Genomic DNA, 23,702 nt, shown 5'->3' with positions numbered 1-23,702 from the left:
CATTTTTTTGAAATAGGTTGGAATCAAACGCGTTCGATGACGGTCGCATATCCCTGTCCCACACCGATACACATCGTTACCAATGCATACTTTCCTCCGGTGCGCTGCAAGTGGTTTGCCGCCGCGAGCAGAATCCGTGATCCGGACATTCCAAGCGGGTGTCCCAATGCGATTGCACCTCCGTTCGGGTTGATCCGGGAATCCCGGTCATCCAATCCCATGGTTCTGGTACAAGCCAACACCTGGGCTGCAAATGCTTCGTTCAATTCCAATACATCCATTTGATCCAATGTGAGACCGGCTCTTTCCAGTGCTTTACGGGAAGCCTCAACCGGCCCGATTCCCATAATACGTGGCTCCACTCCGGAAACTGCGGCAGATACCACACGAGCCAGAGGCTTCAGGTGGTGGTCTTTCAATCCCTGATCTGACGCTAGTAACAGCGCAGCGGCTCCGTCATTCAGTCCCGAAGCATTTCCAGCTGTTACGGAACCGTCTTTTTTGAAAGCAGGCTTCAATCCGCCCAGGCTTTCCAGGGTTGTTCCCGGTCTCATAAATTCATCCTGGTCAAAGAACAAAGGGTCTTGTTTTTTACGCGGAATGGAAATGCCGGCTATTTCCTGTGCAAGAATGCCGTTTTCCTGCGCTTTTACGGCTTTTTCCTGCGACCAGGCTGCAAAACGATCCTGGTCTTCCCGGGAAATGTGGTGCAGTTCAGCCAGGTTTTCAGCAGTCATTCCCATGGCATCCGTTCCGTATAATGCTTCCATTTTCGGGTTGATGAAGCGCCATCCGAAAGAAGAATCGAACAATTGCTGATCTCTTCCGAAAGGTGCTGATGACTTAGACAACACCCACGGTCCGCGTGTCATGTGTTCCACTCCACCGGCAACATAGAGGTCTCCTGCTCCAGCCTGGAGTGCACGCGCAGCATTCACAGCTGCCGACATTCCGGATGCGCACAAACGGTTCACCGTTTCTCCTCCCACAGTGATCGGATATCCAGCAAGCAGCAAAGCCATCCGGGCAATATTGCGGTTGTCTTCCCCTGCCTGGTTGGCACATCCGAGGATGACATCTTCAATCGCCGCCGGATCGAGTTCCGGAACTTTTTTCAACAACGCATCCAAAACATGTGCTGCCAAATCATCTGCTCTTACCGGGGAAAGCGTTCCTCCAAAATTTCCAATTGCGGTTCTTACACCAGCCACTATGTATGCGTCCTTTGCTGCCATTAAATCTTTCGTTTAACCGTTCGTTTGTTTAATTTTTACGAAAATAAGGAATATTCCGTGTGATTCGGATTCTGTTAAAAGCTTCCCCATCCTGTTGATAAGTATTGACCGTCTCCCGGCATATATTTTATTAAATTCAACACCCTAAACCAAATTACAAGCTATGAAAAAATCCGTCCCATTGATGGCTGGAATGCTATTTTTCACTGCGTTATCGTATTCTCAGGCCGAGAATATGACCGCAGCAGAAGTCAGGTATCGCGATTCCATTACAAAATTGAATCAAAGTAACGCAGCAATCGCAGCCAGCCAGGAGGCCTACAACAAAGGAATCGAACTTTTCAACCAAAAAAACTTCAAAGAGGCCATTGCTTCTTTCAACAAATCGATTGCTTCCGACCCGAATTTCACGGCTGCGTATTACAACAAGGGAGTAGCAGAAAACGAAGCGGAATTGTATGATGATGCCATTTCGACTTTCAACACCCTGATCAAGAAACAGGCTGCTTACTCGAAAGCGTATTTCCAGCGCGGAAGAGCATACCAGGGCCTGGCTGATTACCTGAAATCAGAGAAAGATTACGAAGAATCCATCAAGCTAGACCCAAACAATCCGAAAGCATACTACAACTACGGAACCTTGAAATTCTTGCAACAGGATTACAACACTGCAATCAAATACTTCAGCAAAAGCATCGAATTGGATCCGGCAAGTCCAATGGCTTACAACGACCGCGGAAGCTGTTACCGCATGCTGGAAAACTACCCGAAAGCGATTGAGGATTACGAGGCGGCACTGCGTAAAAATCCGAACCTGGCTTTTGTATTGAACAATGTGGGAACAACCAAAAAGAAAATGAAGGATTATACCGGCGCACTGGCAGCGTTTAACCGCGCTATTTCGGTAGATGCCAATTTCTTCCTGGCTTACAATAACCGCGGGGTAACACTCCTCGAAAAAGGAAACCTCGACGATGCGATCAAAGATTTTGAAAAGGCATTGTCGATCAATCCCAAATACGCTCCCGCAGCTTCCAACCTTTCCGGGATTTACTTCAAACGGAAAGATTTCAAAAAGGCGGAAGAACTGGCTACCAAAGCCATCAATGCCGATCCGAATTATGCTTCAGCATATGTGAACAGAGGAATGGCACGTGAAATGCTCCGCAACATGGACGATGCCTGTGCTGACTGGAAAAAAGCCAGTGACCTCGGCTCAACGGAAGGAAAAACATGTCATTCAGGAAACTGCAGCAATTAATACCAAACACGATGAAAAAATTACTAACACTAGTCGTTATTGGTTTAACGGCGAATAGCTTTGCACAAAATGTCGATTTCAAATCGGCGAATTTCAAAGACGATAAAGAAGGCCTGAAAAGTGCACTGGCAGAAATTGAAAAGGGTGATGAGTTCTACAAAGTCGGAATGACTGCCGTTTTTGCGGTTCAGGATTTCGGTACCAATTTCAAAAGTGCCTTGAAACACTTCGAAACAGCACAGAAGTTCAATTCGAACAATGCGCTGCTGAATTACAAGATCGGGGTTTGCTACGCCAATTCCACCGATCCGATCCTATGCGTTGACTACATCAAAAAAGCACAAAAACTGGATCCTGCCTGCGATCCTTTCCTGAATTACTACCTGGGATATGTGAACCAGATTCAGGGAAAATACGACGAGGCATCCAAGTATTATACTGCTTTTGAAACAGAATATAAAAAGGCAGATGATTTCATGAAATTCGTGAACCTGCGCAAAAAACAGTGTGTGACTTCCAAAAAGTTTGAAGCTTCACCGGTGCGTTGCTGGGTCGATAACGTGCCGTCACTGAATTCCAAAGAAGACGATATTGCTCCGTCTATTTCGACCGATGGTTCTGAAATGATCCTGAGTTCCAACAGAGCCAACAGCCACGAACCGGATGCTCTGGGAATTTACGATTACGAGATCTATTCATCGACCCTGCTGGACAACGGATGGTCTACTCCAACCCGCCTTGCAGGTCCGATCAACTCCAAAAACGACGATATTTCGAACTGTCTTTCCTACGACGGAACCAAGATGCTGTTGCACCGCGAAACGGGAGGTCAGACCGATATCTTCGAATCAAAACTAAAAGGAAACGAATGGTCTGATCCTACCAGGCTAAGCATTTTCATCAGTTCGGACAAAAACAACGAGCGTTATGCTTCCTACAGCGAAGACGGCTGGAAGATTTATTTCAGCCGCGACAACGGAATCCGCGAAACTGGTTCCGAGATCATGTTCTCCGGGATGCAGAATAAAATGAAACAGGATTTCATGATTGCAACCATGCTGACGGGAGTTAACTCCAAATTCAACGACGGACCGATCTATATCCACATTGATGGTGAAAGCATGTACATTGCTTCCCAGGGACATGAATCAATGGGAGGATACGATATTTTCATTTCCAAAAAAGTACAGGGTCAGTGGACCACTCCGGTAAACATGGGCTACCCGATCAATACGCCGTATGACGATTTCTTCTTTGCTTCTACCGCAAACGGTAAATTCGCCTATATTTCTTCCAACAGAGCCGGAGGAAAGGGTGGTTTTGATATCTACAAAGTCACTTTCTGGGGGCAGGAGAAAAAACCGATTTCTGAAACGGAAGATTACCTGCTTGCAAGTGTGGTGATGCCCGTTAAAGACCACACCATTGAGAAATCCGTGGAAGTGAAGAAAAAGAGTTTGACCGTTTTCAAAGGAATTACCATCGATGCGATCTCCAGAAAGCCGGTGGAAGCACAAATTGAAATCACGGACAACGCAACCGGGAAAGTAATCGAAACATTCACGACCAACTCCGCAACCGGAAAATTCATCATTACGCTGAACTCCGGAAAGAATTACGGGATTGCAGTGAAAGCTTCGGGCTACCTGTTCCATTCTGAGAACTTCGACATTCCTGCCGGAGCGGATGACAACCTGGTAAACAAGGTCATCGAGCTGAAGAACATTGCTATCGGGTCGAAAATTGCGCTGCGAAACATCTTCTTTGATGTGAACAAAGCAACACTGCGCCCGGAATCCAATGCCGAATTGGAGCGTTTGGTTCAGTTGATGAAAGATGTCCCAAGTCTGAAAATCGAGATTTCAGGGCACACGGATAATACCGGTTCTGCAACTTTGAATGAAACCTTGTCGCAACAACGCGCTGAAGCAGTAGTCAGCTACCTGACTCAAAAAGGGGTTTCTGCAAGCCGTATGACCGCAAAAGGATATGGTTCTTCCAAACCGATTGCATCCAATAACTCGGAAGACGGGAAGCAGCAAAACCGCCGAACGGAATTCGAGATCAAAGGAAACTGATCGGAATATGCGATCAAACGAAAGGAGGATTCAGGTCCTCCTTTTTTGTTTTAGTGATCCGCAGACGTGCCTTTAGCGAGTACAGATTTCAGTCAGGAGATCATTTCAACGAAATGAATACCATTAGCGTTTTTTCAGCAATAACACTTCTTCCCGATCCACGAGTTTGATCCATTCCGGGGAATCCTGATACTTTTTGATCTCCACCTGAAAGATCGAGTCATTTAGCGGATACGGCGTGTCTTTCTTAGCCAGGATAATGTATTCGGCGTTTTTAACCGTCGGGTACATGTAGCAGTAATTACGGTTTGCCAAATGAGGCAGCAAGTTTGACTGGCTCGAAACAACCGCATTGTCAGGAATCAGTTTGAACGCTTCGTATACCGGCTTCACGTTGTACTCTTTTTGATAATGCACTTTCGCCAGGAAGTTGATAGTGGTTTCCGGAGTGTAAAAATACGGCTCAACCATTCGTTTGTGCGTGATGACCATTGCAGAAACAAGGACCATTGATGCGCCGATCCTTTTGAATGAATTCTTTTTGAGTTTATCAACAACTTCAAATACTCCGATGGCCAGGATCGGTGTGAATTCAATGCAGTAGTGAAATCCTACACCCCAGATAACCGGCGAGTCGTGAAAGAGTTTCTGGAAGAAAACCGGGATCAGCATTACGAGATACGACGGGCGGAAGAGAAGCAAAATAATACCGGAATAGAACAAATAGCGGAACAACACGGTTTTGGTATTGTCGGCCATCGGATCGCCGTTAAAGTTCGAAATCATCAGTTGGAATGAATCGATTGGATGCAGAATCAGGTGTTTGACTGCCCCTGCCATTGATCCTCCCAAAATGCTGTAATCAAAATGCGGATAAACACCGTCTCCGGCCAGGTTCGGCATAATCAGTTTCAGGACGATCAGGAAGTATACCATCGAACAAAAACCAGCGAGCAGGTAGAAATTACGCCAGTTGGATTCTTTCCACAATTGAAGTGAAAGACCGAAACAAATGAATGCGATCCACAACGGACTGTTTTCTTTTCCCATCCACAAAATGACAATCATCAAGATACAGGATTTGAGTTTCCGCTCTTTTGTAAAGACAAATAACCACGGAACCAAACTTGCAACAACGACACTGTCGTGAAAATCATACGATAAGGCAGAGAAAACACCGAAAAAGGAATAGAAGAAAATCATGGCTGACGCTGCCAGGAAGCGGTTTGTACGGAAATACCTGTAAACTCCCAATCCCCCGAAAAGCAGTGCTGTAACCTGTACAACCAGCAAGGTATACGATCCGAAAATCCAAACAAACGGTGAATACAGCATCAGGTAAAAATCAAAATGATCCCCCATCAGGTTTTCCGGGTTTGCTTTAAAAGTTGTGCTGTCATTCCACTGAAAATGCGAATAATCGTACAATGCATTGGAATACAAACCGAGATCCAGTGCATAGGTTCGGAATAAATAATGATTCACCCATGAAATCAGGATGTAGATGATGGCAAAGATCAAAACGATGAGGTACTTTTCGGGAACCTGTTTCACTGCCGCGTAAAAATTTCGGATGCTGTTCATGCTTTTTCCTTGTAATCCATGTCGTATAAATCATATCCCGGAGCCCAGTAGTCTTTCACTACTTTTTTCAGCTCAAATCCACATTTGGCATAAAATCCATGCACCAACTGAGTAGTTCGTACTCCGATACGTTCTACCTGATGAACCGTTTTCAGGTGATTCACCCGGTGAGACACCAATACTCTTCCGATTCCTTTTCCGTGATAGTCCGGGTGAATGATTCCCCAGCTCAGCACCCCCTTGTTTTCCTCTTTACGCAGGTTAATTCCTCCGCTGGCAACGATTTTCCCGTCAGACTCGATCACGAAATAGTCTTCCAGTTCGGAATCCAGGTAGTTTTCCAAATCGACTCTTTCTTCGGGAGCAAAGTATGCAGGACAATTGGCATCGAACAAATGCAGTACGGATTCTTGATCCTGTTGGTGGTATGGACGTATGTGATTCATGCGATTAATTCATCGGGGTACATAGTTCAATCAGAAAACCTTCCGGGTCACGTACGTATGCAACCACTTGTCCCCAGGGTTTTTCTTTCGGTTTTTCAACCAGTGACGCTCCTTCTGCAAATGCTTTGTTTACGGCTGCTTCTACGTCCCGGGTGGCAAATCCCAATTCAATTCCGAATGGTTTTGCTCCGGGAGTGCTTTCCTGGAAACCGTCTTTCAGATTTGAATTTGCAAGTGAGTGAGACGCGAATGACAAGGTGGTATTTCCTGTCAGTAACTCCGCGTAATCGTCTCCGGGAGCAATAAACTTCACGTCAAAACCAAAGGCCCTGGAATAAAACTCAACCGATTTTCTGACATCGGAAACGTACAAAATCGTGTAAGCGAATTGAATCATAGTATGTTACTTTATGTATTGTATAGAGAATTCCGGGGTTTGAATTTTTCTTGTTTGTAAAGAAACCGAATCTGTTCAACTTTTTGAAGAATTGCGACGGGTTTATTCTTCAGTCGTGGCAAACAACAGTCATCATCCCCTGTTTTCATGACCGGCTTCTATTTGTTAGTCTTCTTCATCGTCATCATCGGTGTCACTACTTCCCGGAAGTTCAAGTGATTTCACTTCCTGTACGGCATTTCCGGCAATTCCTTTCACCGAACCATACATATCGATGGTGTTAACGATGACTTTTTCAATTTGTTTTTCGCGTTGTTTCCAGATTCGCTGCATGGAGCGTTTCTCACTTTCCAAATCTGCTTTCATTTGCGTGAATCCTTCCACAATGGCTTCGACCTGCATGCGGAAGGTAGAACTGGTGAGGAAATCGTAGAGCAAGTGCATTTTGTCACCCTTATTTTCTTGCGAAACCAGCGTACTGCTGATCCGGATAATGGTTTCCCGCAACACAGAACAGAGTCCTTTGAATTCTTCATAGGTACAAATCCAGATGCCGTCTTTCAGCCCCATCCGTTCCATATCCGAAGGCATCACTTCCGTTACCAACACGCCGATATCACTTCCTTTGTCACGAATATCGGCCTTGAATTTTTCAATCCAGGAAGGCTGGAATTCCTTGGTGCGTTTCGATTCGTAATAAATCGTTCCGCAGTTCTGCTGCGTACGTGTGTGCACGGTCTGAATGCAGTCTCCTCCCCTCGCTCCTTTCTTGATTTCTTCAATCGTATCTAAGGGGAATTGGGCCATCAGCCACTCTTCGATCGCCAACTCCTGCACTTCTCCCTGCAACTGCATGGAGCCCTGCTCCTGCTTGCGCTTCATTTCCTCGGTGAGCTTTTTCTGATCTTCCAGTTGTTTGAGCAGCTCTTTCATCCGGAGTTCATTGCGTTCTTCCTCTGATCTCCTGATTTTTTCTTTTTCTTCCTGTAACTGGAGATTCAGTTTTTTCTGGGCTTCTGCTTCAACCTGTTCCCTGAGTTCGTCTTTTTCGCGCTTGAGTTTTTCAATTTCGGCCTTGCTCCGGTTCAATTCTTTGATTTGCTCTGATTTCTCATTTAGTTCCTTCTGCAAAAGCGCAAATTGCTCATCCTGTTCCTGCGACAGTTTGATTTTCAATTTTTCTTCCAGGGATTTTCGCTCTTCTTTCAGTTTTTGCTCGAAGCGTTCCTGGAAAAGCTCATTTTCCCGGCGTTTTTTCTCTTCAAAGGCTTCTTTCTCACGTTGCAGGATGTCCTGTTTCTGGGCAAATTCATCACGGGCTTCGTTTAACTGAAGCTGGTATTTGCGCTGAATCTGCTCTTCCAGCTGATGTGCAAGAATATCATTCACATCAATCGGAGTACCGCAATTAGGACAAGAAATTTGATTCATGAGTGCGTTATTTGATTCTAAATTACAAAATAAGCGCAAAACTTCATTTTCACCCATCTAAATCATTTTTTTCCAGACTTCAATCACTTACTTTTATCATTCAACCCACAATTCATTTGTTATATGATAGATGCAGACAAAGCTGTTAAACTTACTTTCCTTGGTGGAGCCGGGACAGTCACAGGATCAAAAACCCTGGTTGAAATCAACGGAAAACGGATATTAATCGATTGCGGATTATTTCAGGGATTAAAGGAACTTCGTTTACTGAACTGGGATGACTTTCCGGTAGATCCCAAAACCATTGACGCAATCGTATTAACACATGCTCACCTGGATCACTGCGGGTATATTCCATTATTGGTAAAAAAAGGATTTAAAGGTCCCATTCATTGTACGTACCCTACGCTGGAACTAACTGAAATTATATTGAAAGACAGTGCCAAAATCCAGGAAGAAGACGCCGAACGCGCCAATAAACACCAGTACACCAGGCACGAGCATGCAGAACCTCTGTACACCTTAAAAGATGTTATGAACAGCCTCCCCTTGTTTGTAGGACACAATCTCCATGAATGGGTCATCATTCATGAATACTTCAAATTTGAATTTCTGAATAGTGGCCATATCCTTGGTGGAGCATTTGTAAACGCCTTGGCTAACGGAAAAAAAGTGCTCTTTTCAGGCGATATAGGCCGTTTGGATCCCATGCTGCTCTATCCTCCAAAACATGTCAGAGAGGCCGATTATGTGATCCTGGAATCAACCTACGGAGATCGTTTACACCTGCAGGAAAACGTCAAATCAAAACTCCGGGAAGTTATTGAGCAAACCATTCACCGGGGCGGTATTTTAATGATTCCGAGTTTTGCTGTGGAACGAACGCAGGAAATACTCTACCTGATTTATCAATTGCGGGAAGAAGAACTTTTGCCGAAATGCAAGATTTTTCTCGATTCTCCGATGGGAATCGATGCTTCCAACACCTATAAACGCTACCCGGACTGGCAAAAAATTTCCAATTATGAACTTGATCGCATGTTCGAAGATATTTACCTGATCCAGGACGCGGAACAATCCAGGCTGCAGGTTGCAGATCAGAAACCCAAGGTCGTTCTTGCCGGAAGCGGTATGATTGAAGGAGGGAGAATTCTGCATTACCTGAATGCACATATCGACAATCCGGACAATACCCTGCTTTTTGTTGGATACCAGGGAGAAGGAACCCGCGGACGTGCTATCTTGAGCGGTTCAACGGAAATTAAATTCTTTGGCGAGTACCGCAAAGTGAAATGCGAAATCCGGCACATCGACTCACTTTCTGCACATGCTGATTATTCTGAAATGATTCAATGGCTGAAAGGTTTCAAAAACAAACCCCAACAAATCATTCTGAATCACGGGGAACCCCATCAAACTGATGCGTTGAGAGTTCGTATCCAGCATGAGTTAAAACTGGAAGTGTTCGTTCCGAAAATGATGGAATCCGTTTTACTTGAATAGAACCGGTAGTTGTCGTACAGTTGGAACAGCAGTCATCTTTCAAAGCTGCGACTGTCCCGAAGCCGCTGAAAATGGACTTCCCACACAATTTTATCAAATTATAAAAATGTGTGGGAAGTTCCGGATAAGGTATTCATTCAGATTTTAGAATCAACCAACCGGCTCGATTCTTTTACTTTCATACGCGCATTACACGTTGGGCAAATCTCTACACGTTCGGTTGCAAGTCGAATCGGAATCACGCGCAAAAAGGTTAAAAGCCTTTTCTCAGATACTATCGCTTTTTTATTTTGATCCTTACAAACCTTGCATTCCGTCGTCAAGGTTTCTGTAATGACAGAAACCATTTTGTATTTAACAGACCACATTATTGTCCATAATAAGTTCTGAATTGCTTGCTATTTCCTTTTCCATTGACAGTCACAGAACTCCAGGCACCGGTTCCTCCTTTTCCAAGACGGAGCGTATGTTTCCCGAGAAATCCCTTAAACTTAAACGAAGGCCATTCAGGAATAAAATGAACGTACTTCTCGTCTTCCTCCAGCAAAGCTTTCAATGATTCTTCCAGTTCTTCCACGGAATTCGAATGATCAATCAACTTTTTCACACCCTCTGGAATACCTACCCCTTGAAAATAAGCGTGATTTTTAATGGTGTCCAAAATTAGAAACAACCCCACTGTTTTGGTAGGAATTAAGAACACATAATTCTTAGTCCCAACAACAACTGCATTCACAATTTTCATTGGTTGTTTTGAATTCATTACCCCTGAATCCAAGTAAAATACGTAATCCTTGTCGCGTAGTAACATGCTTTGTTTTTATTCAAAAATAAACAAAGTGTATATGCCAATTTATTCATCCTGAAATCTGCCCATAAAAAGTTGGTATTCGTTTACACTCGATTCAAATTCGTTATTTTTACTGAAAATCCGCACAATGACAGCCATTATTGAAGAGAAACATCTTCATTTTTTCAAGCATTTACTGAATGATCGCGTACAGGCAGGAACAGCAATTGACGCACATTATGCTTCCGATCACACCGAAGACTTTGTGTTTTACCCTGCTGTGGTCGTAAAACCTGAAACAACTGCTGAGGTTTCCTCCATCATGCGTTATTGCTATGAAAACGACCTGATAGTAACTCCATCAGGAGCGAGAACCGGGTTAAGCGGCGGGGCTTTGGCCAATCATGGGGGCGTGCTTCTGAGTTTGGAACGCATGAATAAAATCATCCGGATTGACGAACTGAACCACCAGGTAATTACCGAACCGGGAGTAGTCACGGAAGAACTTCAGAATGCCGTAAAAGCTGTCGGATTGTTCTACCCTCCTGATCCGGCTTCCAAAGGTTCCTGTTTCATCGGTGGAAATATTGCTGAAAACTCCGGCGGTCCGAAAGCCGTAAAATACGGTGTAACCAAAGATTGGGTACTCAACCTGGAAGTGGTACTACCAAACGGAGAAGTGCTATGGACAGGCGCTAACGTCATCAAAAATGCTACGGGCTATAACCTGACGCAGTTAATCATCGGAAGTGAAGGAACGCTGGCCGTAGTTACGAAAATTGTACTTCGCCTGATTCCTCACCCGGTACACACCGTGTTGCTCCTGATTCCATTCAGAAATGGCGTGGAAGCGTGTGAAGCGGTCGGAAAGATTTTCATGGCGGGAATTATTCCCAGCGGACTGGAATACATGGACCGGGATGCGATCATTTTTACCACTCCTTATGTCGACGATGCTCCGGATTTACTCAAAGACGACCACGATGCGCATTTGCTGATCGAACTCGATGGGTTCAATATGGACATCCTGATGCAGGAAAGCGAAAAAATCATGGAATTGGCAGAACAATTCGATATTGATGAGATTTTGTTTGCCGAAACGGAAGCACAAAAGGAAAGCTTGTGGCGTTTGCGGCGAAAAATCGGGGAATGTGTTAAAACACACTCCACTTATAAAGAAGAAGATACCGTTGTTCCGCGTTACGAACTCCCTCAATTGCTGAAGAAGGTCAAAGAGCTGGAACGGAAATACGGGTTTAAATCAGTATGCTATGGTCATGCCGGCGATGGAAACCTGCATGTCAACATTATCCGGGATCAACTGAGCGAAGATGCCTGGAACAACCAACTTCCGGAAGCCATCCGGGAATTATTTACCGAAGTGGTGCGCCTGGGAGGAACTATTTCAGGAGAACACGGAATCGGGCTGGTTCAAACTCCGTACATAGATTTGGCCTTCAGCGAAACAGGATTGGATCTTATGCGTTCCATCAAACAGGTCTTTGATCCGAAGAACCTGTTGAATCCGGGAAAAGTTTTACCTCAACAGCAATCATGAACCGCGTAGATCGTTTATTCGGGATCGTTACCCTGCTGCAATCGCGCAAATATGTGAGCGCCGAGCACATTTCGGAAAAATTCGAAATCAGCGTCCGAACGGTTTACCGCGACATCAAAGCAATCGGAGAAGCCGGAATTCCGGTCAGTTTCGAACCGAACCGGGGCTACTTCATTGTTCCGGGATATTTTACTCCTCCGGTTTCTTTCACACTTGATGAAGCAAATGCATTGCTCTTATCGCAATCATTGGTCGGTGGTTTTGGAGACCGTTCGGTTCAGAATAACTTCAACAGTGCTCTGACCAAAATCAAAGCCGTCTTGAAACAGGTCGACAAGGAAAAAATCGACTTGCTGGATCAAAGCATCAAATTGCAACTCCCCCTGCGCCTGAACAATGAATTCGACTACTTAGCAGAAATCCAGCAGGCCATTACCGAACAAAAACAAGTAAAAATCACGTATTGTAGTTTGAAAGACGAACAACTGGAACGAGTGGTAGAACCAATAGGGCTGGTATTTTACGCTTTTTCGTGGCACCTGATCGGGTATTGCCAGCTCCGGAAAGATTACCGCGATTTTAAGATTGACCGGATTCAACAGCTTCGAAAAACCATGAATCCCTTTCAAGTAGAAAAACACCTTTCTCTCAGTGAATACAAACTTCCGGTGAACTACTAACCAATTTAGAATGGAGAATTGAAAAGTTACTTCGACTCCGCTCAGTTAACTTTTCTATTTGTAAAAAAATCAGACTGCCATAGGGTTGTCAGTGTCCCGCTTTTTCTTTGTATAAAAATTAGAAATCATGACAAGAAAAGAGCAATTACAGGCACAATTGGCCGAAGAAGCGGCAACCACCAGAAGATTCATCGAGGCGTTTCCATTCGACAAAATGGATTACAAGGTGCACGAGAAAAGTATGAAACTCAGCGATATCTTTCAGCACGTACTCGAACTTCCGGTTTGGGCTGAAATGGCTGTTATGACAGATGAGCTGGATTTTGAAAAAACGCCTTACACCCCCAAACAGCTAAACTCACTGGAAGAGGCTACAACGTACTTTGAGGAATGTCTTGCCAAAGGGATGTCGGCTTTGAACCAGGTAAATGATGCTACCCTGGATGAAATCTGGACCTTGCGATCCGGAGATAAAATTCATTCCCAACGCACCAAAGAAGAAATCATCAGAATGGCTCACAACCAAACGGTACATCACCGCGCGCAATTGGGGGTAAACTACCGCTTACTGGGAATTCCGGTTCCGCCGAGCTACGGACCAACAGCAGACTATACGGATTTTTAACCGGTCCTGTCAGGAATTAAAACGGGGCGTTTACTTCACAGTAAACGCCCCGTTTTGTTTGATTATTTAGCTTATTATTTTAACATATTCACGTGCCCTTCAAGCTTGCGAGGTTTCTTATCTCCACCTCCGCGGGCAACAATTGTCCAGGTATACACCCCTTCTTTTACTGTTTCACCGTGGTAGGTTCCATCCCAACCTACAGCTACGTCGTGAGATTCGAACAAAACTTCTCCCCAGCGGTCATAGATCATAAAGGTATAATCATCCAGTGCCATTCCTACAGGGATAACCGGTCTGAAGATATTGTTGAACTCATCCCCGTCCGGTGTAAAGGTATTCGGAATCCAAATCAGGAATTCTTCGATAAACGTAATCGGTTTACAGATTTGGTTCTGACAGCCTTCCGGAGAAGTTACCGTCAAACAAACCTGGTAGCTTCCCGGCTCAATATCTCCGTAATTCACCATCGGGTTTTCCAGGGTAGAAGTTCCGAATGCTCCAAAATCCCAACTATAAGCAATCGCATTTACAGAATTGTCATTGAAGGTAACCGTAGAGTTCACTGTTGACGGTGGTACCGGACTCCACGTGAAGTTTGCAATCGGATCCGGAACCACGCATACCACGTTCTGTAATGTTGTATCGGTGATACATCCTTCATTCGTTGTAATCTCCACATACACATCGTAACATCCAACTTCTGTAAACACATGGGTAGTTGAAACTCCTGTTCCTGTTGAACCGTCTCCGAAGTTCCAGCTTGCACTTGCAAGTGTTCCGGGAACACCTTGAGGGAAATCAAAGTTCACCGACAAAGGAGAACACCCGGATGCAGGATCTACCGTAAACTGAGGACTTGGCAAATTGTAAATTTGCACCGTTACAGGAATTGTATCGTATCGGTAACACTGGTCGTTTGCAACCATCAATACCGTTTCAGACATTCCCGGAGTATAGCTATAAGATACACCCGTAGACAAAGTATCGTGGTTTGTCGGAGTCAACCATTGGTACGAATATCCAGGCAATCCGTCCGTACCTGATCCTGTCATCGTAACAGGGAATCCCGGACAAGCCATTACCGGCGTTGTTACCGAAGCAACAAACGGAGGTCTTACCGTTACATTGGCCGATTGAACGTTTGAAACACATCCGTTCTGATCATATACCGTACAGGTAAATGTTGCTGGCGCTGTCAGGTTCACATTCAGATACTGTGTTGTATCTCCCGTGTTCCATACAAACAAGTATGGAGCAGTTCCACCCGTTGCATTACCGGACAATGTTCCGTAACCATCATAACAGATCAGCAAACCATTTTCAGGAATTGCTCCCTGAACCAACACCTGCGGCTGTCCTACCACAATACTTCCTGACTGCGTACATCCTGCAGCGTCCTGAACAACGATCGGGTACGTATTCGCACAAAGTCCTGTGAAGACATTCGACGGCTGGAACGTTGCACCGTTATCGATACTGTATCCTGTTGCCAACGCAGAGTTGATTGAAATTTCACCATTACAGTCGCCATTACACAACGCATCCGTAGCACTTGTACTCGTGATTACCAATAATGGCGGTTCTGTGATGTTGAATCCCTGGGTCGTTGAACAACCGTTGGCATCCTGTACCATCAGGGTATAGGAAGCTGCACAAAGCGCATTCGTTGTATTCGATCCTGTAGCTCCGTTCGACCAGGTGTAGCTGTAAGCAACCGTTCCTCCTGTTACAGTGGCAGTCGCATCACCATCACACACACCGTGGCAGCTTGCATTGTTCACCGCAATGTTCTGAATTGTCAGCAAAGCCGGCTCCGTTATGACCACAGTCGTGTTTACCTCACATCCATGAGCATCACGCACAATGGTGTTGTATGATCCCGCACTCAGGAATTGTACCGTAGTCTGGTTGGAGAACGATGTTCCGTTGTTGATACTGTATTGATACGGTGTTGTTCCGCCTGAAGCACTGAAGGTAATCTGACCGGTATTGTTGTTAAAACAAGTCAGCGCAGTTGGCGTAACCGTTGCTGTCAATGGTGTTGGCTCTGTAACCACTACCGGCTCAGTGTCCGTACATCCGTTCTGATCCGTAATCGTCAGCGTATAGTTTCCTGCACAAATGTTCGTGATTAACGAAGCAGCCTGTGGTGTTCCGATAGAATAAGAGATCGCTCCTGTTCCACCTGAAACCGTTACCTGTAATTGTCCGTCACAAGCTGCATTACAGCTCACATTCTGAACTGCCGCACCGATAATGATCGGAGAAGCCTGGTTCGAAACGGAAACAGTGGTATTTGCAGAACAGTTATTTGCATCTTGAATGTAGATCGTATAGTTTCCTGCACTCAATCCGGTGTAAGCGGTTACCGGAGCGTAGGTTGTTCCGTTATCAATACTGTATTGGTAAGCTCCCGTTCCTCCGGAACCCGAAACAGCAATCTGTCCGTTGGCTGCAGCACACGTTTCATCGGTAGGAGTTGCAGTAATTGTAACAGCGGTTGGCTGTCCGATTGTCTGAACCGCAGTAATGAAACAACCTTTGTCATCTTTCACCTGGATGTCTACGTTTCCGGCACACAATCCGGTTAAAGTAGAAGCAACATAATAGTTCAATCCGTTATCCGGGCTGTACAGGTATGGAGCTGTTCCTCCACTTGCAGTTACCGCAATCTGTCCGTTGCAGGCACCGTTACAAAGTGCATTTGTAGGCGTATATGTTGCAGCAAGCTGCGTTGGCTGATTTACAACTGCTGTACCCGTTACTTCACATCCCATCGCATCCTGAGTCACGATATTGTACGTTCCTGCAGGCAAGCTGAAGAATGATTCAACCGGAGAGAATGTTGCTCCGTTATCAATACTGTACTGGTATGCTCCTGTTCCTCCGGTTGTTCCGATCTGGATTGCTCCGGTACTGTTGTTGAAACAAGTCAGGTCAAAAATAGTTGCACTCATAACCAGCGGCGGAGCCTGTGTCAAAGTAACCGAACCGGTCACCATACATCCGTTGTCATCCATGACAGCCAGATCATACGTTCCTGCTGCAAGGCCTGTAAAGTTTGTTCCCGTTTGGAACGTATTCCCACCGTCAATACTGAACTGGTGTGATCCCGTACCTCCTGAAACGTTGATGAAGTCAATTTCTCCCGTATTTCCTGCATTACAGCTGATATTGGTTACATCGGTGTCAAACTGGATTTCTGTAGGTTCTTCTACCGTGAACGGGATTGTGAAGACACAGAATCCACCATCGTAAATCGTTACGATATGCGATCCGAAAGGCAAGCTTGGGAAGAAACCGCTTGATTGCGTTACTCCGGAGTTATCTAACTCGTATGTAATCGGCGCAGCACCACTCACGTTTTGAACCTCAATGGTTCCGTCCGCAACACCGTAACAGTTTGCATCTGTCTGGTAAAGCGTGATCCCTTCCATTTCAACGTCATTGATCCCGAAGAATACAGACTCGGAACAACCCAATTGGTCTACCGCAGTAATTTCGTATGCTCCCGCAAACAAGTTTGTCCAGGTTCCGGAAGTTTGCAGCGGTCCGCCATTCATTGAATACTGGAACGGTCCGTTTGTTCCGTTCGCAGCTACTGTAATCGATCCGTTGTTGAATCCACAGTTGGAAGAAATAACGGTTGTTGTGTCGATACCGAATCCCGGAGGATCAACCAGTGTCTGAACCGATGAGAACTGACATCCGTGTGCATCCTGAACCAAAATCGTGTTGTTACCGCCACATGCACCGGTAATCGTTGTTCCGGATTGCAAAGCTCCGCCGTTCAATGAATACTGGTATGTTGGTGTTCCTCCGGAAGCTGTTACAGAAATAGTTCCGTCACAAGATCCGTTACAGATCGGGTTTGTTTTTACAAATGTTGCACTAACAGGTGTTGGCTGTGTAATCGTTACGTCAGCGTTTGTCAAACATCCGTTCGCATCTTTCACAACCACATGGACAACTCCCGCACACAACCCGGTCAGTGGGTTTGCCAATCCGTAAGTAACTCCGTTGTTCGAAGAATACTGGTATGGTGAAGTACCTCCTGAAGCATTCACCTGAATTTGTCCGTCACAAACAGCATTACAAGAAGCCGCTGTAGGCGTAGAAGTGAACGTCAGCTGCGGAGGAGTTGTGATGACCACCGGAACAGTAGCTGTACATCCGTTCACATCCGTTACTGTTGCTGTATAAGAACCTGCTGTCAGGTTCGTAAATGTATTTGAAGCTTGTGTAGGTCCGCCAAGAGAGTAGGTAAAAGGAGAAGATCCTCCTGCTACTCCGATGATCACAGATCCGTTCACCCCACCGAAACAGCTTACGTTTGTCTGGCTCTGGATCGATGCGATCGGAGCATTGGTAGCTGTAATCGTAATGGTAAGTGATTTCGTACACCCTTTGGAATCTGTTACGACAACCGTATGTGTCCCGGCAGCCAATCCGTTGAAAGTAGCGCTTGCCTGGCTCGCTCCACCGTCAATGGTATAGGTGTAAGCAGCCGTTCCTCCTGAAGGTGTAACCGTTACCGAACCATTGTTTGAACCACAGGTTGCCGGTGTATTGGATGCCTGGGTTAAGTTCAGAATTGCAGGCTGTGTGATGTTCTGGTTCAATACAACCGTACAGTTGTTCGCATCTCTGATTGTTACGGCATACGTTCCGTTACACAACGCTGTGAAAGAGTTGGATGCCTGGAATGCACCTCCGTTGATACTGTATTGATAAGGCGGTGTTCCTCCGGAAGCAGCAACGGTAATTGTTCCGTTACATGCTCCGTTACAACTCACGTTAACCGGTGTAAGTGTTCCCGTTAATGCGGTTGGTTGTGTAATCGTTACGTTAGCTGTAGCCACACAACCTGAGTTGTCTGTCAATGTTACGGTATAGGATCCTGCTCCCAGTCCGGAAGCAGTTTGAGAGGTCTGTCCACCCGTCCAGGAATACGTATATGGCGCTAAACCAACCGGTGTTGCCGTAGCTGTTCCAGTTGTTGCACTGTTACAAAGTACGTTTGTTCCGGTAGCAGTTACACTACAACACACGGGCCCCGCAGCAATCGTGAAGGTTCCGCTCGTGGTACAGCCATTAGCCCCGGTGACGGTATAAGTATAGTTACCATCCGGTAAATTCGTGAAACTGGCCGTGGCTCCGGCCGTGTTGGCCTCGACGACAGATCCGGACGCAGGCCCTGAGATATTGACGGTATAAGGCCCTGCTCCTGCCGGGTTATCAATAATGACTGATCCGTTATTGTAATTCGCACAGGATTCGGCTGTTGGTGTCACTGTTGGTGCGGCAAGATTGGAAAAACTCACCTGAACCTGGTCATTCGCCGTTACCGTTGTCCCGTCACATCTGTTATAGGTAATGACTGAAGTATAAGTGGTAGTGCCCGAAGGACAAACGTTGATCGTATTTCCTGTTCCGATTTGGGTTGCCCCCTGAAACCACGCTACTGAATAATTTGCCGTACCGGTTGGTGTAAAACGCCATGCTTCAGGAGTCGAAACGGACCACGTAGGAGAGGTATTTCTTCCGGGAGCAGCAAGTCCCACTGTACCAGCCGGGTTTTGAATTCCAATAATGGCATTCCCGCTGTTCCACCCCGTACATAACGGTTTAGACTGAACATAAACGTCAATTACGTTGGTCGTTTCATACAAGACCATCATGCTGGTTGATCTCACCGTCGGACAGTACGTATTGTTGTATTGGCGCATGTCATTGTAGATGACCACAAAGATGCGGCAGGGTGCTGTTCCTGTGAGGTACCATTTTACCGTTCCGGTAGGGGAACCGATCGTCGGATCCATATCGTGATACACTCCAAAAATATGTCCTGCAGCAGTTAATGCCGTGGAAGGACAACTTGCACTGAAAGACCATGGATGCGTGCCTGCACCACTTGCAGGCCCGAATTGAATCGCACCGTTTGATCCTACCTTACAGGTATTGTAATTGACTCCGTAAAAACAAAAGTTAAACGGCAAGTTGATAATCGGACTCCAAACGTCATCCGTTCCAACCGAAACCGCAGTACCTCCTGCAGCAGTATACGCAATCGGAGGTGTATGTGGAATAGAACTAACCGTATATGTATTCGTTGCCCCGGTAGCAAAAGGAGTTGCCGTCAAATTCGTACAGGGTGTAGAACAGGGTAAGACCTGATCCGGACCTGCGTCGATATTGGGACAACCGGGAAACTGAGCCAACGAGATCGTTGAAAAACCCAAAACAGAGACAAACGGCAAGACAATGTTGCAGAATAATCTGAAAGCAGTAGTTTTTTTCATAGTCATAGAGTTCTAGTTCAATTTTATTGACTTGTTTTTTTTTAAATGGTTGCCTTGAAAATTTAACTTTTCTTATAATTTAAAATCCAGACCTTCTGTTTTTTCTTTGTTTTATAGTCTTTGAATGTTGTAGTGGCAAGTTCCTGATCCAATGTATACAGGATTACAACATAAAAATAACTATTGGCTTCATTGATGACCAGGTATGTATCCGGGTATTCACCCAAACTTTTTGCCAATACATGATCTGCATTCTGCCTGTTGGAGAATACTCCCGTAATCACATAGAAGCCGTCAGGTGATTCACTTTTATCAAGGTTTACAAAGTGATACCCTTTGGCAACCGGAATTTCTTCAGGAGCCTCTTTTTTCGGTTTGACGGTGTCGGCAGGAGTCACTTTCGCCAGGTTGGCAAGCGAATCTTTTTCCCGCTGCAGACGATCCCGCTGCGCCTGGTCTTCCAGCATTTTCTTCAACTTATTCTCCAACTCGTCTTTCAGTTTCTGAATAGAATCGCGTTGTTTCAAAGCTAAGTCATCCGGAACTTTTACCTCTATTTTTTGAATTTCGATTTCTTTTTCCCGTTTTCCTTTGAAGGAGAACCCTAAGAAAATTTCATGATTCGTTCCTGTATTGTATGCCTTCATGGAACCGGTCAGCAGTTCGTAGCTATACCCCACCCGCAGGAAGTCCAATACACGTACTCCCGCGTTGAATTGAACGGCATAATCGGATTTATATGTTGCAGACGCCCACAACATGTTGTTGTAGATACCCATCAAAGTCACGTCGTATTGAAACGGCACATCGGGCATATATCGCATCACGGCATTCGGGCGGATAATGACCTTTTCTCCTGCATGGAAATCGTATTCCAGCGACATCATGTAGTGTCTTTCCAACTGGTAATATCCCCTGCTCCGCTCTTTGGCATATTTAACTTTACTCCCGATGAGCTGCGGCACCGAAATTCCAATTTTCAGGTCTTTCCAGTTGTACAGCAATCCCACGTTCATATCGAAAACAGGTGCAGTCGGGCGCAATCCGGTCAGGTATGGGTCATTGGCTTCCTGAGCATTGATCTGGTTGTAGTCAATCCGGTTGTCGAGCACACCCGCAGAAAGCCCGAAACGGATGTTGTGATCGTCGTTGATTTTCAGGCGGTAGCTGTAGCTCAGACTCGACATCAGCTGCTGCTGAATTCCCTGGGTTTGGTGCGCTACAATCAATCCCAGGCCCATATTTCCTTTCGAAATCGGGCCTTCAACCGTGAGGTAATTATTGACCGCCGTCGATCCGAAGGAAGAATAACGCTGATTCCGAACAAAACTCGCGTTCACATAATCGCTTGCTCCCGTAGCAGCCGGATTGTAAACAAACGGGTTGATCAGATAGTGATTGTAAAAAGGAACTTGTTGTCCAAATAGACTCCCTCCGCACAAACAAACAATAATAAAAAGTAGTAATCGTTTACTCATTCCCTAATAGTGTAAGTGTTCCTTTATACTCTTCTTCGGTTCCTCCTTTCAAGACGACGTAATAGTATGTTCCGTTCGGTAACCGCGTTCCTTTATAGTCTCCTTTCCATTCGTTCTTATAATCGCCGTTTTCATAAAGCAATTTTCCGTACTGGTTGAATACTTTCACTTCAGTCATCGGGAAGAACTCGACCCCGGTAATGTTCCAGGTATCGTTGATGTTGTCATTGTTTGCAGTAATGACATTGCGGATATTGAATTCGATCGGATCCAGGACTTTGATCAGTACAGAATCACTTCCGATGCATCCCTGTGCATCGATCACATAATAAACATATTCGATGGAAACAACCGGCGTTGCAACCGGGTTCGTGATTGTCGAATCGGAAAGTGTTGCTCCCGGCATCCAGATTCCGGTTACTCCGCCCGATCCGTTCAGCATCACAGATTCTCCAAGATAAATCGAGGTATCAGTCCCTGCATTGGCTGTTGGCGCAGGCAGCATCACCAAAACGACTGAATTGGAGATATCCGGAGGACAAACACCACTTGACGCTACCACCTGGAACATCACATTGGTTGTTACCGGAGGGGTTGTATAATCTGTTGTATCTGAGTTTACAATGGTCTGCCAGGTCACTCCGTTATCAATTGAGAACTCCCAGTATAACGAATCTGCAATCGAACCTGTGAGGTTTAGTACTTTTGAAGCTCCTTCACAAATAGTGCCGCTCTGTCCCAATAAACCGGCTACCGGAATGGTATCTACCTGGATCATTGCCGTGTCGGAATAATAATCCGGACAGAAGAGTCCGTTAAGCATCACACGGTAAATTGTCGTCTGCTGCTGACCGTTATACGTATACGAAGTAGTCGTATTCGAAATCGGTGTCCAGGAAGCACCATTATCCGTAGATGATTCCCAATCCATAATCGGCGTAGTGGCACCGGTCAAATTCAACACACCGTTCACTGCATTGATACACAGCGTGTCTGAAGCACCTAAAGACGGTGAAACCGGAAGTGTCTGAACATAAATAATTGCCGTATCTGAAATCACATCAGGACACTGGCCTCCTTCGGTAATCATCCGGTAGAAGGTTGTCTGAGTGAGATTGACATAATTCTGTGTAGCAGCCGTATTTGAAATCGCCGTCCAGCTTGCACCATTGTCGATGGAAGATTCCCATCCCAAAACACTTCCGAAAGTTCCGGTTGCATTCACCATTCCGGATGCGTTGGAAATACACAAGGAATCACTTCCGTTCAGAACCGTTTGCGGATAAACCGGATCAACATAGATCAGCGCTGTGTCCGTATACACATCCGCACAAGCCCCCCCGTCGACCAAAACACGGTATAACGTAGATGTTGTCAGAGATGTATAGTTATACGTCGTAGTGGTATTGGCAACCGTTGTCCAGCTTACGCCGTTGTTCACTGAATATTCCCATTGAACAGGTGGCTGCGTGTTTCCGGTGAGATTAAGGGCTCCCGAAGCGGCATTGGCACACAGGGAATCTGCTCCCGAAAGTGTTCCGGCTACCGGTGGAGCCTGGGCGGTAATGGTCGCATAACCTGAGGTGGCATCCGGACAAAATCCGCCGTCGATCTGAACATGGTAACGTGTATTCTGAGAAACGTTGTTGTACGCATAAGACGGTGCAGTATTGGCAATCGGTGTCCAGGTTGCTCCGTTGTCCGTGGAAGATTCCCACGAAGTAATCGCTCCGTATGACCATCCGGACAAAGACAGTGTTCCTGCATTGGCTCCCTGGCAGACTGTGATATCGGATGTCACCGTTCCCGGCACAACCGGACAGTCATTCTGAACCGTCCACTGAACCGTATCGTTCAAATGGTTCGAATCTCCGGCGCGGGTTACCCACACTTTTAGAATATGTGCACCACAGGCAGACACGTTTGCTTTTACGGAGAAACTGAAATTCCAGGAAGCACCCGGGGTAAGGTTGGAAGACAAAAGCTGGTTTGTCAAACTTCCTCCATCAACGGTATAACTTACCTGAATGGTATTGGACGGCATCACAACTGCCGAGTTATTGTTTACCAAAACAGTAACCGTTTCCGCATTGGATAGACTACAACCGGAAACCGGAGAGAAATGGTTTTGCAACCATACGTCCTGTGCCCTTGTTGTGAATATGCATGTGGTAAAGATGATCAACAAAAACAAGTATCGGCTAAACATAGAGTATAAGTGTTGATAAGCTTTTGTATTTTGAGATTTTAAACATTATCTAAATCGAAATTAACAGTTTTTTACAATTATTCCAAATGAACATTTTCTACATTTACGGTTAAGAGTGTGTT

At 45.6% G+C, this 23,702-nt stretch carries 15 protein-coding genes; 6 read left to right on the top strand and 9 right to left on the bottom strand.

Annotated elements, in window-relative coordinates; genetic code table 11:
- Positions 1-23 precede the first annotated feature (23 nt).
- Entirely contained in the window at positions 24-1,235 is a 1,212-nt protein-coding gene (gene pcaF, locus ABDV94_RS01095) for a 3-oxoadipyl-CoA thiolase (RefSeq protein WP_343604022.1), read from the bottom strand.
- A 163-nt stretch (positions 1,236-1,398) separates the two neighbouring features.
- Here pcaF and ABDV94_RS01090 point away from each other — a divergent pair, with 163 nt between their 5' ends.
- The gene (locus ABDV94_RS01090) at positions 1,399-2,496 is read left to right on the top strand and encodes a tetratricopeptide repeat protein (protein ID WP_343604021.1); all 1,098 of its coding nucleotides are present in this window, start codon (positions 1,399-1,401) and stop codon (positions 2,494-2,496) included.
- A gap of 11 nt (positions 2,497-2,507) precedes the next feature.
- Positions 2,508-4,574, top strand: a complete 2,067-nt coding sequence (locus ABDV94_RS01085; protein ID WP_343604020.1) for an OmpA family protein — start codon at positions 2,508-2,510, stop codon at positions 4,572-4,574.
- A 123-nt stretch (positions 4,575-4,697) separates the two neighbouring features.
- On the opposite strand, the gene ABDV94_RS01080 is transcribed toward ABDV94_RS01085, so the two are convergent.
- The 4 genes from ABDV94_RS01080 to ABDV94_RS01065 form a co-directional block, all read right to left on the bottom strand.
- Positions 4,698-6,158: a DUF2079 domain-containing protein gene (locus ABDV94_RS01080; RefSeq protein WP_343604019.1), complete on the bottom strand. Its 1,461-nt coding sequence runs from the start codon at positions 6,156-6,158 to the stop codon at positions 4,698-4,700.
- Complete coding sequence (locus ABDV94_RS01075) at positions 6,155-6,604, bottom strand: GNAT family N-acetyltransferase (RefSeq protein WP_343604018.1); 450 nt, start codon at positions 6,602-6,604, stop codon at positions 6,155-6,157. Before ABDV94_RS01075 ends, ABDV94_RS01080 begins: the two co-directional genes overlap by 4 nt.
- Before the next feature lie 4 nt (positions 6,605-6,608).
- Positions 6,609-7,001, bottom strand: coding sequence for a VOC family protein (locus ABDV94_RS01070; RefSeq protein WP_343604017.1), 393 nt, complete (start codon positions 6,999-7,001; stop codon positions 6,609-6,611).
- Positions 7,002-7,166: 165 nt separating this feature from the next.
- Positions 7,167-8,432, bottom strand: a complete 1,266-nt coding sequence (locus ABDV94_RS01065; protein ID WP_343604016.1) for a DUF2130 domain-containing protein — start codon at positions 8,430-8,432, stop codon at positions 7,167-7,169.
- A 123-nt stretch (positions 8,433-8,555) separates the two neighbouring features.
- Here ABDV94_RS01065 and ABDV94_RS01060 point away from each other — a divergent pair, with 123 nt between their 5' ends.
- A complete protein-coding gene (locus ABDV94_RS01060; RefSeq protein ID WP_343604015.1) occupies positions 8,556-9,935 on the top strand; it encodes an MBL fold metallo-hydrolase in 1,380 nt (459 codons plus the stop codon).
- 367 nt (positions 9,936-10,302) lie between these two features.
- Here ABDV94_RS01060 and ABDV94_RS01055 read toward each other — a convergent pair whose 3' ends face one another.
- The gene (locus tag ABDV94_RS01055) at positions 10,303-10,542 is read right to left on the bottom strand and encodes a hypothetical protein (protein WP_343604013.1); all 240 of its coding nucleotides are present in this window, start codon (positions 10,540-10,542) and stop codon (positions 10,303-10,305) included.
- A 331-nt stretch (positions 10,543-10,873) separates the two neighbouring features.
- Here ABDV94_RS01055 and ABDV94_RS01050 point away from each other — a divergent pair, with 331 nt between their 5' ends.
- The 3 genes from ABDV94_RS01050 to ABDV94_RS01040 all read left to right on the top strand — a co-directional run bounded on the left by ABDV94_RS01050 (position 10,874) and on the right by ABDV94_RS01040 (position 13,588).
- Complete coding sequence (locus ABDV94_RS01050; protein WP_343604012.1) at positions 10,874-12,283, top strand: FAD-linked oxidase C-terminal domain-containing protein; 1,410 nt, start codon at positions 10,874-10,876, stop codon at positions 12,281-12,283.
- Complete coding sequence (locus ABDV94_RS01045) at positions 12,280-12,963, top strand: YafY family protein (protein ID WP_343604010.1); 684 nt, start codon at positions 12,280-12,282, stop codon at positions 12,961-12,963. Before ABDV94_RS01050 ends, ABDV94_RS01045 begins: the two co-directional genes overlap by 4 nt.
- Before the next feature lie 127 nt (positions 12,964-13,090).
- Positions 13,091-13,588, top strand: coding sequence for a DinB family protein (locus tag ABDV94_RS01040; RefSeq protein ID WP_343604008.1), 498 nt, complete (start codon positions 13,091-13,093; stop codon positions 13,586-13,588).
- Between the two features lie 74 nt (positions 13,589-13,662).
- Here ABDV94_RS01040 and ABDV94_RS01035 read toward each other — a convergent pair whose 3' ends face one another.
- The 3 genes from ABDV94_RS01035 to ABDV94_RS01025 form a co-directional block, all read right to left on the bottom strand.
- On the bottom strand, positions 13,663-19,893 hold the full coding sequence (locus tag ABDV94_RS01035) for a PKD domain-containing protein (protein ID WP_343604007.1): 6,231 nt from the start codon (positions 19,891-19,893) through the stop codon (positions 13,663-13,665).
- Between the two features lie 62 nt (positions 19,894-19,955).
- Positions 19,956-21,371, bottom strand: a complete 1,416-nt coding sequence (locus ABDV94_RS01030) for a type IX secretion system membrane protein PorP/SprF (protein WP_343604006.1) — start codon at positions 21,369-21,371, stop codon at positions 19,956-19,958.
- Positions 21,364-23,580, bottom strand: a complete 2,217-nt coding sequence (locus ABDV94_RS01025) for a gliding motility-associated C-terminal domain-containing protein (protein WP_343604005.1) — start codon at positions 23,578-23,580, stop codon at positions 21,364-21,366. Before ABDV94_RS01025 ends, ABDV94_RS01030 begins: the two co-directional genes overlap by 8 nt.
- Positions 23,581-23,702 lie beyond the last annotated feature (122 nt).

This window comes from Fluviicola sp. (assembly GCF_039596355.1).
In the GTDB taxonomy this organism is placed as follows: Bacteria; Bacteroidota; Bacteroidia; order Flavobacteriales_D; family Crocinitomicaceae; genus Fluviicola.
Note: the sequence above shows the minus strand (reverse complement) of the source record. Positions and strands in the feature narration are given on the sequence as shown.

Excerpts from the sequence above, each read along its gene's own strand:
- ABDV94_RS01075 (WP_343604018.1), bottom strand. The coding sequence starts at position 6,604 with ATGAATCACATACGTCCATACCACCAACAGGATCAAGAATCCGTACTG.
- ABDV94_RS01070 (WP_343604017.1), bottom strand. The coding sequence starts at position 7,001 with ATGATTCAATTCGCTTACACGATTTTGTACGTTTCCGATGTCAGAAAA.
- ABDV94_RS01085 (WP_343604020.1), top strand. The coding sequence starts at position 2,508 with ATGAAAAAATTACTAACACTAGTCGTTATTGGTTTAACGGCGAATAGC.
- ABDV94_RS01090 (WP_343604021.1), top strand. The coding sequence starts at position 1,399 with ATGAAAAAATCCGTCCCATTGATGGCTGGAATGCTATTTTTCACTGCG.
- ABDV94_RS01035 (WP_343604007.1), bottom strand. The coding sequence starts at position 19,893 with ATGAAAAAAACTACTGCTTTCAGATTATTCTGCAACATTGTCTTGCCG.
- ABDV94_RS01025 (WP_343604005.1), bottom strand. The coding sequence starts at position 23,580 with ATGTTTAGCCGATACTTGTTTTTGTTGATCATCTTTACCACATGCATA.
- ABDV94_RS01065 (WP_343604016.1), bottom strand. The coding sequence starts at position 8,432 with ATGAATCAAATTTCTTGTCCTAATTGCGGTACTCCGATTGATGTGAAT.
- pcaF (WP_343604022.1), bottom strand. The coding sequence starts at position 1,235 with ATGGCAGCAAAGGACGCATACATAGTGGCTGGTGTAAGAACCGCAATT.
- ABDV94_RS01050 (WP_343604012.1), top strand. The coding sequence starts at position 10,874 with ATGACAGCCATTATTGAAGAGAAACATCTTCATTTTTTCAAGCATTTA.
- ABDV94_RS01040 (WP_343604008.1), top strand. The coding sequence starts at position 13,091 with ATGACAAGAAAAGAGCAATTACAGGCACAATTGGCCGAAGAAGCGGCA.
- ABDV94_RS01045 (WP_343604010.1), top strand. The coding sequence starts at position 12,280 with ATGAACCGCGTAGATCGTTTATTCGGGATCGTTACCCTGCTGCAATCG.
- ABDV94_RS01080 (WP_343604019.1), bottom strand. The coding sequence starts at position 6,158 with ATGAACAGCATCCGAAATTTTTACGCGGCAGTGAAACAGGTTCCCGAA.
- ABDV94_RS01060 (WP_343604015.1), top strand. The coding sequence starts at position 8,556 with ATGATAGATGCAGACAAAGCTGTTAAACTTACTTTCCTTGGTGGAGCC.
- ABDV94_RS01030 (WP_343604006.1), bottom strand. The coding sequence starts at position 21,371 with ATGAGTAAACGATTACTACTTTTTATTATTGTTTGTTTGTGCGGAGGG.